This window comes from Tessaracoccus pujii (assembly GCF_055326215.1).
The window spans coordinates 141,595-155,427 of the sequence record NZ_JBUZNP010000004.1 but is presented as its reverse complement, the minus strand read 5'-3'; the positions used below and the strand labels follow the sequence as shown (position 1 = coordinate 155,427).

The window sequence follows — 13,833 nt, the reverse complement described above, 5'->3', positions numbered from 1 at the left end:
GACGACGGTGCTCAAAACGGCACCTCTGGTTCATCGAACTCAGGTCCTCGAATGGCGACGAATCCTTCCCTGGAGAGGATCTCGAACTCCTCATCCCAGTTGCGCCCGCCCTCCACGTTGCCGGCCTCATCCCACAGCAGGCGCTGGTCCTCGGACGCCCCAGCCGGCCTTTCGCCGCCCATAAGAAGCCGGATCACATCAGAGACCACGCGTGCCATGAACTGGCCATTGGCGAACCGGTCCCGCAACTCGTACCGGATCTCACTCTCGTCCACACGACCTGCAGCTGCTAGGTCAAAGGCCAGTGGGATCGTGTACTCCGCCTTGTAGAGGTCGGCGATGTCGAGGACGAAGGACAACGCGTGCCCGGTGTGGACGAACCCGAGTGCAGGACTGGCTCCGACCCCCACAATCGCCGCATGGCTGGCCCCGTACAGGGCAGCGTTGCCGGCTGAGAGCAGTCGGTTGACGTCGTCACCTGCGGCGAAGGCATCACCCGCTTTGTACTCCCGCCGGCGCCATGGGACCCCCGTTCGCTCCGATTGCTGCCGGTAGATCCGCTTCACCCGGGCGCCCTCGCGTCCACGCAGTTGCTGCATGGTCAGGCCGGACACATCCTCGTCGGGGAATCGCATGCCGTACATGGCGCGAGCCACGCCGAGCCGCTCCGGGGTCCGCGACACCAGATAGGCCTGGCGCGTGATCAGCTGTGAGCCGCGGGCAACTCCCATGCCCGAGGCGTACATTCGGACACCGTTCTCTCCTACCCAGGACACCGCCGTACCTGAGTCGGCCAGCAGCCTGATTGCCCCGTGGGTGATTCGAGTGCCGGGCCCTAGGAGAACTGCGGCGATCATCGCCGCAGGCAATCGGACGGTACGAGCCTTGTTGATGAAGACAACGGCGTTCTCGGCCCTGTCGACGTGACAGCGCTCGACATACACCGTGGAGATCCGATCGGAGACTTGGTGCAGGTCATGAGTTTCAGCGAGCCACCACATGGCGATCAGGGCTCCGGGCGTGCCAAGGTCACCAACCCGCAACCATAGGCCTTGCCCTTGCCGATCCCGTCTACCAGACTCGAACGCGTGCGTTCTGAATCCGTCACACGTAAGACCCCTTCGAAGGTCGCGACGTTGAGAGTGACGGGTGGCTCGCCAGGCCGACGCGTGAACCGCAGCTGATCACGGCCCGTCACGCGCAGCCTGGGATTAGTTGAACTGCCCACTGTAAACCCCCATTGAGCCTGTTCATCCGCCGCGCGTGCAAGGAACCAGTTGATCTGATGCTCAGCCGTGCGTTGACCGACCCTGGGTTTGCGGCCGTTCGCGATCCGGCGGCTCTGAGACTCGGTCGGGGCATGCGGCCTGGCCGAGGTGCTGACGGTGTTGAGCGTGGTACGGAAGGCGAACTCGCGACCCGTGGCGATCAGGGCCAGCAGGGGTTGATAGTCGGCCACGATGGGTTCTCCGCCGTCAGCATTGGGCCAGCCGGCGTGTTCTACGAGGTGAGTCCAGTCGGGGCGCGGACCTGAGAGCGCCACCACGTCTGCGTGGTGGTTGTGAACCTCCAGCCGCCAGAGGAGGCGCCCTTCGGCCTCATGCTGGGGCGGGAAGGCCCCGAGCAGGGCTGCATGGAGCCGCTGCGGGTTCTGCAGCAGGCGCTGAGCGCCGCTCCGCAGGGGGTTCAGCCGGATCTTCGAGAGGAAAGTCATCGTCAGCTCCCTACAGCAGCGAGAATGGGTCGTGGCTGGCGCCGGTCGTCGCGACGTCCGTCGGAACCTCAACCCAGGCGTGTGACACGCGGCGACTCATCATCCCGCGCTTGGTGGGCTCGAAGTTCGAAGGGACATCCGTCGCGACATCCTGTCCATCAGCGTCATCCAGCGAGATCGGCAGCCGAATGGTCTCCTCGGTGGCCACACGACGCCTGTGCCATGCGGCTGCCTGCCATGGCACCCTTCTCGCTACCTCGATGAGACCACCGGTCCAGATCTCGCCGCCGTCCTCATCGCGCAGCAGCAAGGGCTGGGTCGGCACGCACGCCCTTCGGCCGAGAGCCAAGGGGAAGACCGGGCGTTGTATGGCGGATTCGAGTCCCCCCAGCAGATGGAGGGGACCCTCCACGACCGCCACGAAGACGGCGTCTTGCAGATAGAAGCGTTGCGTCACATGTGTGAGCTTCTTCGGCGAAGTTGGCATCTGGCGCCCACGGGGGCTCACATTGGCAGACAGCAGAGGCTCACCGTCCAGGGTCGAGACGGTGTGGTAGTCGCGCAGCCTCGACCCCGGCTGATCGACGCGCACCAGGAGGCTAAGGCCGAGGAGGTCTTCGATGCTGTCCTGTCGCCGACGTCCCTCCGCAGCCGCGAGCAACCCGAGCACCCCAGACTTCGTGGGTTGGCTTTGCGTGTCGCGGCGGTTGAACCGACTCGACACACCCCAGGACTGTAGGGGCCCTGCCAGCCGCAGGACGAGACAGTGTCCGGTCATGCCGAGGCTTCCTGGATCGCACCACGGACCCTTGAGAGCAGCGCGTCGAGCGACAGGGCCGAACCGAAGTACGCCTCCAGAGCCGCACCAGACTGCTGAGTGGCCGCGTAGCTTGCCGCGATCTGGGCGGGGCGGTCGCCCCACCGTGCAGCCTCTCCAGCGAGGTGGTCAACCAACCGCTCCTGAGATTCGGCCATGAAGCCCTTGCCCGGGGTCCACACCGGCTTCTCGAACGCCGACACAGCGTTGACGGGCTGATCAGCGCGAACGATCACGGCCAACAACGCGGGTCGCGTGTGGGCGGCGTAGCTCGACTGGTGACCACTCGGCATGGATAGTGCGAACGCGCGGATGAACTCGGCCACACCGTCGACCATCGCTCCGGTGTCCCCTCCCAAGTTCAGCAGCAGCTGATCAGTGGACACGGTGGCGTAGCGGTACATGGTCGCGGAGTTGAACTCGATCGTGCCGATCATGCCGGCTCCGGTCTCTGCGTCCTCCTGCTCGTCGTCCACGGCCGTGTAGTAGTCGAACTGAACCTCGGCGCTGTGCGTGGACAGGGCGTGCGCCACCTGAGCGGCCGCATCGACGTTTATCGCAGGAACATCGGCCACCATTCTTCCAAACAGGGCGACGTCGAGCGAGTGGCCGTTGGAAAGGTAGTGCGCGAGATCTACATCATGCAGTGCCTTCTCGATGGCCGCCTGATTCTGACCGCGCCAGTCATTAGGCAGCGCCATCACCGCATCGACCAGACGGACCAGTTGTTCTCGGGCGAAGAACAGGAGGTAGGCAAGATCGGTCTCCTTTTTCCCCTTGGATTTGATGGGCGCTAGCAGGAACTCTGTGACCGCAGCAGCGTCCGTTTCGTCCAGCCCTCTTTCGATGAAGGCCTTGACCACCATCGGCGCGACTCGTCGGGTACGCACGCCGAGTTCCTCCTTGGGTATGGTCTTCTCGAAGGCCATGCGGGTGGCGCGCTTCCAAGCCTGGGACGAGACGCGGAGCCGGTCGACGCCGCCGTACGTAGCTTGCTTTGGGGTGCCGTTGTCGTCGCGGTTGATGCACGACGGAGGGAGGTCCTGGAGGATGTGGACGTCGACGAAGTAGTTGGTCATGAGTGTTCTCCTGAATCTGTCTTGGGTCTGTTGGAATGGAACTGGAGCCCCCAGCGACGACGAACGCCGGTGAGGCGAAGGGGGTCCTGCCAAGCGGCGAGGTCGCTTGCCAGCCTGGTGTAGTCCAGAGTGGGAACGTGTCCGAGGGTCTTGGCCTCTTGGATCAGCCCACGGAGATGGTGGGCGACCGCGCCGATGGACTGAGCTGCGGCCGCACGCACGAACCGCTGGGTGACTGCCTCTTCGCTGAATCTCCCGCTCAACAGGACAGCTCGGGCGAGATCACCAACACCACGACCTGTCTCATGCACGTGGCGCTTGACCGACTGCTGATGGAGGCCGAACAAGGCAAGCGCCTCATGCTCAGCCCTGAGGTGGTTGGTTACTCTGCCATCACCGGTGAGGTTGCTGTAGAGACCCCACATCTGCGGAACCTCTCCAGCCTCGCGGCCCAGGCCGCGGCGCATCGCCGCCAGGTCCTGACCGGGCGGGGGCCGCCAAGTTCCGTCCATTTGCCGTTCCCAGTAGTAGGTCATGCTTCCTCCTCTTGTGAATGGGGGATGATCTTCTTAAGTGCTCCACGGAAGAATGCCTCCGCCCGCGCCAGAGTGAAGGGGTCCTTCTTCGGTCCCACGCCGGCCACGGCCCGTGGCGGGGCGGCATCGAGGAGTCGGTTCCCAGTAGTCCAGGTGATGGCTCGGGCTGTTCTGCGCCAGTCTGCCAGTGCCTCATCGCCTTTGTCTGGTTCCTCCTGGAGACGCAGCAGGAGCCATCTGGTTGGTTCGTCGAATTCGGACATCATGGAGTCTCCACGGTGATCTCCCTTGTCCCAGGGGATCTTGTCTCCTCCGCACGCGCGTCGGATGTCCGACTGGAGATCGTTCACAAGTCTGCGGAGACTCTCGGCAGTGGCGACAACTCTGATTAGGTCGTCAGCAAGGGACAATCCGTCGAGATCCTCCAAGGCGCGCAGTGGCATGGGGATCCGGTCGAAGATCACGTTCTCGAAAACGGCGGATTGATTCCCATACTCAACGCCGATGCAGAGGACGCCGAGCGGGTAATCATCCGGCAGGAATCGTCCAGCGGTACCGATATTGCGCAACGCACACGGTCCTGACGCATCGCCTCCTCTGGCCGCGTCAGATGCCAGGAGGGCGTCCATGCCGCGCCACGCTGAGCGTCCTGAGATGTGACGGCGGGGGCGGTGGGAGACAGCGCCCTTGGTGTCGATACGCCACGCCGCGTGTGGTTCTAGGTGCGGCGGAACAAAGTCCATCCGGTCGCCCGCCGCCACAAGAACACCGGTGATGCCATCCGTATCACCGATGAGCCGGATCCGTCGTGACTGCCATGTCAGGAGTTCGCGGATTCCCCGTGGCTGATGGACATTCCACTCGGCCGACCACTCGCGCCGCCATGCAGGCAGATCGCCAGCTTGCTCAGCTTTGACAGGGGTCTCCAGCACCAAGGATTCAAACAGGTTGCGCCCTTCCGGCAACACCAGGCCAAGGTGACCAAGTGGCCCTGTGGGGTTACCGGTGGTTTTGCCCCGGCTGGCCCTGGGATCGCCGACTGCAGCCGACTTGATGGCGGCTGTGTCCCACGCCTGGATTGTCACCAGCCCCCTGGCTGCCTCGGCGGGCGACAACGCCTCGACGGTGGACTCCAGGACGGACGTGAAGAGTGGCACGTTGTTGCCGGTTGCGATTTCAGGGATCAGCAGAGTCACCGATTTCCACTCGCCACTGGCGGGCTCGATTTCGGCAACCTGATAGAAAGGGTGCGGGCCGCCAAGTAAGTCGAAGCGGTCATAGTGCTCCTCGAAGTAGGAGTCGAGCACCGAGCGATCGAAGGATCCGGCTTCGAATAGCCTGCGCCACTCCTCGGTTGAAGAGACGGGCCCGAAAGCGTCCACCACGATGGCCACGAGGAGGCGCGCCAAGGCGCCGCCCGCTAGAGGGTTGCCGAAGTCTAGGCCCTTGATGAGGGGTGCATGGGCCAGTGCGTGCTGTAGGGAGACCTGTGCGGGGCCGGAGGCAGTCACGACTGGTACCCAGCTACTTGAGGCGAGATTGAACGTCATCGTTGCTCTTTCTGAATGGTCTATTAGGAGGAAGGTAGTGGGTAGCTCGGACCAGCGTGGGCTTTTCGACGAAATCGTCCTCATGGGGAGGCTCGCCTAGTAAAGTCGGCGAGTCGCCGCTTCGCGGTGGTCATCCGGGCCTGTTAGGGGGCGCAGAGTGGTCCCTGCAACCGCGGGGTAGTGGGGCTCTCCTTCGCGCTGCCGTTCGATAGAGAGCCCCACCTCCAAGTCGTAGCTCACTCGCCCCGCAGGTGTAGTGGCCTGGAAGCTGCCGTCAAGCACCAGGGTCGGCTGGCGGGCCAGCAAATGCGAGCCGTTGAACCCCGACGGCGCCGAAAGGTCTCCCAACCGGATGTCTTGACGGACACGGACAGTGTCGCCGAGCAGGCGCCGAGCCACGTCGGGGTCTGTTGCCCTCGAGCCAGTCGGGCCGAGAGGGGTGCCGTCCAACATGAAGTAGCCGTCCGCGGATCGCCTGACGAGGCAGACCTCAAGGGTCGGTTCACCATCCCGAACCACCGGAGGTTCATCGTCAACGGGCAGTGCATGTAGGTCGGAAATGTCCCGGGTCCTCCAGAGATCTGCCTGGAGGCCGCCGAGAGTGAACGTCGCGGCCCGGGAGCGCCTTCGTGTGGCGTCTGCCATCAGGTCCTTCCACGCCTGCTCGGCGGCCTCGGGCCAGTGACAGCTCTCGCGCCAGGCGTCCGAGTACCCGTAGCTCACCAGATCGGGGATATCGGTCGGCATGGTCCAGGTGCTGGGATGTCGCAGGAGGAGGTCGCAGGTTGCGAGCAGAGCGTGGCTACGGGTGAACCTGCCCTTTGCCTCCGGGCGTTGTCCGTAGACGGCATCGAAGGCCGAGATCCACCGGGGGGGATCCTCGCCCAGGCGTACACCCGTGATGATCGTTCGCGGGCGACGGAGCCGGGGGGGTCGTTCCTCGGCGCTGCGTGCGTGCCTGTGAAGCCGGCCCATGCGTTGCAGAAGGAGGTCAATGGGGGCAATGTCGCTGAACAGGACGTCAGCATCCACATCGAAACTCTGTTCTGCGATCTGCGTGGCCACGATCACTCGCTGAGCCGGTCGGGCTACGTTCGGCCCGAGTGCAGCGACTGCCGCGTGCGTTCGGCGTGCCCTCTCCGCAGTTGTGAGGCGCCCGTGGACCAACTCGACGTCCACGCTGCGGTCCCTCAGGAGCCGATAGACGCCCTGAGCTCGTGCGACGGTGTTGAGAATGACCAGGGCTACGCCGCCGTCCGCGACCTCGTCCGCGACCCGGGTGGCGATCGGCTGAAGGTCGTCAGGGTCCGCAGGGTCCAGGACCTCGACGTCGACTGAGGCGGGGCGGAGTCGTGATGCGCAGGCAACGGTAGTTGTTTCGCGCTCTGGCCCCGCGACCGTGACCCGGGGGTAGTCCCCGCTCTGGGGCAGGGAGTCAGGGTCTCGGCCACAGTACGCGGCAACGAGCCCGTCCCGTGTGGCAGCGGGCAATGTCGCCGACATGAGCAGCACTGGGATGCCGCCGTCGCCGCACCAGCGTAGCAACTCGTGGACGAACTGAGACATGTGCACATCGAAGCTGTGCACCTCGTCGATGATGACGACCTTCCCTGCCAAGCCCGCATGCCGCAGTGAGACGAAGCGGGTCCGGGTGGCCGCCCACAGGATCTGGTCCACCGTACCGACCACACCAGGGGACAGGAGGCTGCGGTGTCGGCCCAGCAGCCACTCGGCGGGAACGCCCGCCCGGTCAGCCCTCGACATCCCCATCCCGAAGGGGTCATCCTCGTCATAGATGTCGGACAGGTCCTCACCGTGCTGGCTGTTCAAGCGGGCGACCCATTCCTGATTCAGCATGGCCTTGCCATGAAGCAGGCTGACCGTGAACTCGCGGTCAACGCTCTCCGCCCATTTGGTGACGCGCGAGTACATCGCATCAGTGGTGCCTTGCGTGGGCATAGCGAACACGAAGCCCTCGAAGCCGAGCGCCGCCGAAAGGTGTTCCGTTGCCCAGAGCGCAGCTTCGGTCTTGCCCTCACCCATCGGCGCTTCGACGATCAACAAGGCCGGTCCATCGAGCGTCTTAATGATCCCGGGAATCAGGTCCTGAAGCGGAGCCGGGACCCGGCCGAAGCGCTCATCGAATGTCGTCTGGCTCAGAGCGCTCGGGTCCCATCCAGAGCGGATGCCCAGGTGGATCCAAGCTCGATCCGCTCTGGCACGCGCCTCCGCCAGTGATACGTCCCTCAGTCCCAACCCAGGAAACTCGTCAGAACTCGCGATCCAGTCCGCCATTGTGACGTATCCGAGAAGGCTCAACTGGGTCTGGGGTGACGGCGCGGGGAGATTCAGGACAGTCAGATCCGATCCCAGTCGGTGCAGCACGAGCACGGCGAGTTCCTCCTGCACAGCGACCCAGCGTGCCCCACCATGGGACTTTCGCGGGCGCCCGACTCTGCCCTTGAGAAGCCCATGATGTCCGCTGACGAGGGAGGAGACCCACGTGTGAATTTCCGTTGTTCCGGAGCGGTAGGTCAGGCCGTCGATGATGGCTGCCCCTGCCAAGGTGTGGTGCCAAAGATGTGCATCGGCGAGGGTTCGCAGCCCCCAGTCCAACCCGGAGTCTCTGACCTGCTGCGCCAGAAGAGGGACCTTGGACTGGAAGGCCGGGGTGGCCTTTCCGATGTCGTGAAGACCACAGGTGGCAACGAACACCTCGCGGCCGCGCCGCTCGCACGCGCTATCGACTGCGTTGCGGACAGCCACTGGAATGAAGTGATCCCAGATCAATTCGGCCGTGGCAGCTGAGTCCATCAAGTGCCCGATCAGAGAATGGGGAATACCGCCTGCATGCGATTTCGCCCATAGAAGATGAAGATCTGCACTGCTGGACCCCGTCATACGAAGCAGTATGGTTCCGGGCACCGACAGTTTTCGCCGGGGGTGCCGAAAGCACGGATACCTGACGGACTCAGGCGCGGGTCAAGATACCGCCGCAGTTAGCGCCTGGCTTCCTGCGGCACGCAGTCATCCCGCAGGGCGCTCTGACGTTCGGCTCCGCGCGAACGCCTGAGTGAAGCGACTCACCCCAGGGCGATATCCAGGGCCCGCCAGTCGACGCCCGCGGGTGCCAGGGCCAGGACCGATGCCAGGAGCCCCTGGCGCGACGCGCGCACGGCCGGATCCTCGGCGTTGACCAGGATGTCGGTGAAGAACCGGTCCGCCGCGGCCACGACGTCACCCGTGGCGTCCAGCAGGGCGGGGATCGTCGCGTCGGCGCTGCTGGCCGGGGCGGCCTCCACCGCTGTGCGCAGTTCCACCTCGGCCGGCTCGGTCAGCAGTGCTTCGTCATAGCCGGCCGCCGTGCTCGCGGGCAGGATCCGCCCGATCCGCACCAGCGTCGACACGAGTTCCCGCAGCCGCGGGTCCTGCCGGGCCTCATCGAGCTCGCGCAGGAGCCTGGCCCCCCGTCCCGGGGCGTCGGCGGCGGGGAGGATCGCGGTGACCAGGTCAGCCGACGTGCCCTCGTCGCGCAGCAGCTGCGCGAAGCGGCCGACGGTGAACTCCAGCGCCGCGTCGACGGCGTCCGCCGCGACCTCCACGCCCTGGTCCGCCAGGCGTGCGACGGCATCCTCAAGGCCGGCCCGCACGGTCAGGGACTCGAGCGGGGTGCCGGCGGACTCGCGCAGGATCCGCACCACGCCCAGGGCGGCGCGGCGCAGGCCGAAGGGGTCCGACGAGCCCGTGGGCTTGGCCCCGAGCGCGAACATGGCGGCGAGCAGGTCGAAGCGGTCGGCCAGGGCCAGCAGCGCGCCGGGGATCGACGCGGGCACCGGATCCGCGGACGTGTGCGGCTGCTCCATCTCGTACAGCGCATCGGCCACGGCCTGCGTCTCGCCCTTGCGGACGGCGTACTCGCGGGCGATGAACCCGGCCAGGGAGCTCATCTCCACCACCATCTGGGTGGCCAGGTCGAACTTGGCCAGCTGCCCGGCGCGGGTGAGCGTGGCGCGGTCCTCGCCGGCCAGTGCGACCCGGTCCGCGAGCTTCCCGGCGACGTCCGCGATGCGGCGGGCGCGGGCCCCCACGGACCCGAGGCGCTCCTCGAAGGTGAGCTTGTCCAGGCCGGGCACGAAGGCGTCCACGCCCTCTGCCTGCAGGTCCGCGTTCCAGAAGAACAACGCGTCCTCGTAGCGGGCGCGGATGACCGACTCGTTACCGGCTCGGACGGTGTCGTCGTCGCAGAGGCCGTTGGCCATGGTGACGAAGTGGGGCGCGAGCCCGCCGTCGCGGTACACCGGCAGGTAGCGCTGGTGCTTGCGCATGACGGTGGTGAGAATCCGCTCCGGCAGCTCGAGGTAGCGCTCGTCGAAGTGGCCCAGCACACCGCGGGGATCCTCGACCAGGTTGGTGATCTCGTCGATCACCGCAGCCTCGCCGTCCACGTCCACCGTGCCGCCGACGCCTGCCGCCAGCGCGACCGCCTGCTCCACCACCGACGCGCGGCGCGCGGACGTGGAGACCGTGATGGAGCCGGAGGCGATCGTGGGGAGGAGGTCCGCGGCGGTCGCCACGTCCACCCAGCCGACGCGGGCGCCGTCGGAGCGCGTGCCCGACTCCTGGCCGGCGACGGCGCGCTGCAGGGAGGTGGCGCGCCCGGCGGTGAGCCCGGAGACGGTGGCGGGCACGACGGTGTCGCCCCAGAGCGCGACGATCCACCGGATCGCGCGGGAGAAGGAGAGGGAGGGGTCGCTCCAGCGCATGTTCTTCTCGGCGCGCAGGCCCGAGACGATGTCGGTGAGGGCCTCGCCGGCCACGTCGAGCACGTGCCGCCCGGTCACCGTCACCGCGACAACCGCGTGGTCCTGTCCGCCGATCTCCGCGCGCACCACCTGGCCCGCCTCGACGCCCTGGCCCCGCATGAAGCCCTGCAGCGCCTTGGACGGGTTGCCGTCGGCGTCGAAGGCAGCGGCCCATTTCGGCCCCTTGCGCAGTTGCTCCGCGTCGGGCTCCTGGGCCGCGACATCCTCCACCACGGCCACTATGCGACGGGGGGTGCCGTCGACGGTGATGGCCCCGTGGGTCAGGCGGGTGGCCGCGAGCTTGGCGGTGAGGGCCTCGCGGACGGCGTCGACGGTCTGGGGCACGACGTGCGGCGGCAACTCCTCCACGCCGATCTCGAAGGCCAGGGTCTGCGGGGCCGTGCCGAGCGCCGCGCGGTCCACGGGCGCCTCGGATGCCACCGGCGCCGGGGCCGCCTCGCGCAGCAGCGGGTAGCCGAGCTCCTCGCGGCGCTCGATCCACAGGACGGCCGTGTCGCGCATCAGTCGGCGCATCGTCGCGAACGCCTTGGCCCGCTCCGTCGTCGAGATGGCGCCGCGGGCGTCGAGCACGTTGAAGGCGTGGCTGGACTTGAGGATGTAGCCGTGGGCGGGGACCGGGAGCCTGGCCTCGACCATGCGGGCGGCCTCGCCGACGTAGGTCTCGTACAGCCGGCGGTTGGCCTCGACGTCCGCGTCGTCCAGGTAGTAGCGGCTCATCTCGTACTCCTGCTGCCCGAACGCCTCACCGTAGGTGACGGGGCGGCCGTCGGAGGCGATGGAGTAGACGATGTCCTTGAAGTGCGTCACGCCCTGCTGGGCCATGAGGATCCGCTCGACGCCGTAGGTGAGCTCCACGGGGACCGGATCCAGGTTCTGGCCACCCACCTGCTGGAAGTAGGTGAACTGCGTGATCTCCATCCCGTCGAGCCACACCTCCCAGCCGAGGCCCCAGGCGCCGATGGCGGGCTGCTGCCAGTTGTCCTCGACGAAGCGCACGTCGTGCTTGGACAGGTCGATGCCGAGCGCCTCCAGCGAGCCCAGGTACAACTCCTGCGGGTTGCCGGGTTCGGGCTTGAGGATGACCTGGAACTGGGTGTGCATCTGCAGCCGGTTGGGGTTCTCGCCGTAGCGGGAATCGTCCGGGCGCACCGACGGCTCCACGTAGGCCACGTCCCACGGCTCCGGCCCGAGGACCCGCAGCACCGTCGCCGGATTCATCGTGCCGGCGCCCACCTCGCTGTTGAACGGCTGCCACGTGAGGCAGCCCTTCGCGGTCCAGTAGTCGGAAAGGCAGCGGAGGGCTTCTTGCATGGTCAGCACCCCTGCAGGTTACCGAGTTCTGCCGCGGGACGCCCACCCGCCTGTGGGATGCTGGGCCGGTCCTATGGAGGTGCTTGCCAGATGAAGGTCCTGATCCCAGACACGTACACCGGAGCGATCCCGTCGATCGACGGCGCGGAGGTGGTGGTGATCCCGGGCGATCGCCCGGTACCGGAGGAGCACCTGGACGCCGAGGTGCTGGTGGTGTGGGGGCAGAGCGGTGATGTGCTCGCGGACGCCGCCCGCCGCATGACGCGGCTCCGCCTCGTCCAGGGCCTGGCGGCCGGCCCGGACACCGTGGTGGCCGCCGGCTTCGCGCCGGACGTGCTGCTGGCCAGCGGGGTGGGACTCCACGACGGGCCTGTGGCCGAGCACGCGCTGGCGCTCACGCTCGCCCTGGTGCGGCTGCTGCCGCTGGCGATGCGGCAGCAGCAGGACCACGTCTGGGACGACGAACTCGGCGGGGCCATGCTGGACCGGGCCCACGACGGCCGCATCATCACCCTCGACGGCGCCAACGTGACGATCTGGGGCTTCGGCTCCATCGCGTCCCGGCTGGCGCCCCTGCTCCGCGCCCTCGGTGCGTGGGTCACCGGCATCGCCCGCTCCACGGGGCCGCGGCACGGCTTCGAGGTGTTCGACGAGGACTCCCTACCGCTGGTCCTGGCCGAGACCGACGTGCTGATCATGGTGCTGCCGAGGCACGGTTCGACCGACGCGGCGTTGAACGCCGAGCGGCTCGCGCAGCTGAAGCCCGCGGCATTGGTGGTCAACGTCGGCCGCGGCACCACCGTCGACGAGGAGGCGCTGCTCGCCGCGGTTCGCTCCGGCAGGGTGGCCGGTGCGGCGCTGGACGTGACGGCCGTCGAGCCGCTGCCCCCGTCGTCGCCCCTGTGGGACGAGCCGAACGTGCTCCTCACGCCGCACGTGGCCAGCGGGCGCCCCCAGGAGGCCGACAGGCTGATCGGCGCCAACGTGCGCGCGCTCGGCGGCGACGGCGACCTCATCAACCTCCTGGCCCGTTGAGCCGACGTTGATCCCGCCCGATGGGACGCGACAGGATGGACGCATGCCCACACCACGCGTCGACCTCACGAAGTTCGCCTGGTTGTCGATCGCGGCCGCGCTCGTCACCATCGCGCTGAAGACCTCCGCCTGGCTCATCACCGGATCCGTCGGCCTGCTCTCCGACGCCGCGGAGTCGGTGGTCAACCTGGTGGCGGCGGTCGTGGCGCTGTTCGCGCTGCGGGTCGCGGCGAAACCGGCGGACAAGAACCACCACTTCGGCCACTCGAAGGCCGAGTACTTCTCCTCCGCCATCGAGGGCGTGATGATCTTCGTGGCGGCGGTGGCCATCGTGGGGTTCGCCGTCGAACGGCTGATCTTCCCCCGGCCGCTGGAGGAGATCGGGGTGGGCCTGCTGATCTCGGTGGTGGCCGCGGCCGTCAACGGCGGCGTGGCGGTGGTCCTGCTCAGGGCCGGGAGTCGCTACAACTCGATCACGCTCAAGGCCGACGGGCATCACCTCATGACAGACGTGGTGACCTCCGCCGGCGTCGTGGTGGGCATCGCCCTGGTGTGGCTCACGGGATGGGACTGGCTGGATCCGGTCGTCGCGCTGCTGGTGGGCCTCAACATCCTGTGGACCGGATGGCGGCTGGTCTCCGAATCGGCCTCAGGGCTCATGGACGAGGCGCTGCCCAAGGAGACCAACGCCCGGCTGCGGGAGATCCTGGAAGAGCACGAGCGCGAGGACATCAGGTTCCACGCCTTCCGGACGCGCATCTCCGGCGCGCGGGCGTTCATGGAGTTCCACATGCTCGTGCCGGGCGCCTGGTCCGTGCAGCAGGGCCACGACGCCATGGAGGACCTGGTGGACCTGATCCAGGGCGAGTTCAGGGAGTTGCGGGTCATCGGCCATCTGGAGCCCATCGAGGACCCCCGCAGCTACGAGGACATCCACATCGACTGAGGCCGGGTGGGACCACGGCCCC

General features: G+C 67.1%; 10 protein-coding genes. 2 read left to right on the top strand and 8 right to left on the bottom strand.

Annotated features, from left to right (window positions below; translation table 11 throughout):
- Positions 1-11: 11 nt before the first annotated feature.
- The 8 genes from cas1e to ACZK5N_RS07075 all read right to left on the bottom strand — a co-directional run bounded on the left by cas1e (position 12) and on the right by ACZK5N_RS07075 (position 11,830).
- Entirely contained in the window at positions 12-1,043 is a 1,032-nt protein-coding gene (cas1e, locus tag ACZK5N_RS07110) for a type I-E CRISPR-associated endonuclease Cas1e (protein WP_463624719.1), read from the bottom strand.
- On the bottom strand, positions 1,007-1,714 hold the full coding sequence (gene cas6e / locus ACZK5N_RS07105) for a type I-E CRISPR-associated protein Cas6/Cse3/CasE (RefSeq protein WP_459017426.1): 708 nt from the start codon (positions 1,712-1,714) through the stop codon (positions 1,007-1,009). The genes cas1e and cas6e overlap by 37 nt, the downstream gene beginning before the upstream one ends.
- 10 nt (positions 1,715-1,724) lie before the next feature.
- Positions 1,725-2,492 carry a type I-E CRISPR-associated protein Cas5/CasD gene (gene cas5e / locus ACZK5N_RS07100; protein WP_459017425.1) on the bottom strand — a complete coding sequence of 256 codons (768 nt, stop codon included), beginning with the start codon at positions 2,490-2,492 and terminating at the stop codon, positions 1,725-1,727.
- Entirely contained in the window at positions 2,489-3,610 is a 1,122-nt protein-coding gene (gene cas7e, locus ACZK5N_RS07095) for a type I-E CRISPR-associated protein Cas7/Cse4/CasC (protein ID WP_459017424.1), read from the bottom strand. Before cas7e ends, cas5e begins: the two co-directional genes overlap by 4 nt.
- Positions 3,607-4,146 carry a type I-E CRISPR-associated protein Cse2/CasB gene (casB, locus tag ACZK5N_RS07090; protein WP_459017423.1) on the bottom strand — a complete coding sequence of 180 codons (540 nt, stop codon included), beginning with the start codon at positions 4,144-4,146 and terminating at the stop codon, positions 3,607-3,609. The genes cas7e and casB overlap by 4 nt, the downstream gene beginning before the upstream one ends.
- On the bottom strand, positions 4,143-5,696 hold the full coding sequence (gene casA / locus ACZK5N_RS07085) for a type I-E CRISPR-associated protein Cse1/CasA (RefSeq protein WP_459017422.1): 1,554 nt from the start codon (positions 5,694-5,696) through the stop codon (positions 4,143-4,145). The genes casB and casA overlap by 4 nt, the downstream gene beginning before the upstream one ends.
- Positions 5,697-5,792: 96 nt before the next feature.
- Positions 5,793-8,597, bottom strand: a complete 2,805-nt coding sequence (cas3, locus tag ACZK5N_RS07080; protein ID WP_459017421.1) for a CRISPR-associated helicase Cas3' — start codon at positions 8,595-8,597, stop codon at positions 5,793-5,795.
- A gap of 182 nt (positions 8,598-8,779) precedes the next feature.
- On the bottom strand, positions 8,780-11,830 hold the full coding sequence (locus ACZK5N_RS07075) for a glycine--tRNA ligase (protein WP_463624799.1): 3,051 nt from the start codon (positions 11,828-11,830) through the stop codon (positions 8,780-8,782).
- A 90-nt stretch (positions 11,831-11,920) separates the two neighbouring features.
- Here ACZK5N_RS07075 and ACZK5N_RS07070 point away from each other — a divergent pair, with 90 nt between their 5' ends.
- Positions 11,921-12,865, top strand: a complete 945-nt coding sequence (locus ACZK5N_RS07070; RefSeq protein WP_463624718.1) for an NAD(P)-dependent oxidoreductase — start codon at positions 11,921-11,923, stop codon at positions 12,863-12,865.
- A gap of 43 nt (positions 12,866-12,908) precedes the next feature.
- A complete protein-coding gene (locus ACZK5N_RS07065) occupies positions 12,909-13,811 on the top strand; it encodes a cation diffusion facilitator family transporter (protein WP_459017419.1) in 903 nt (300 codons plus the stop codon).
- Positions 13,812-13,833 lie beyond the last annotated feature (22 nt).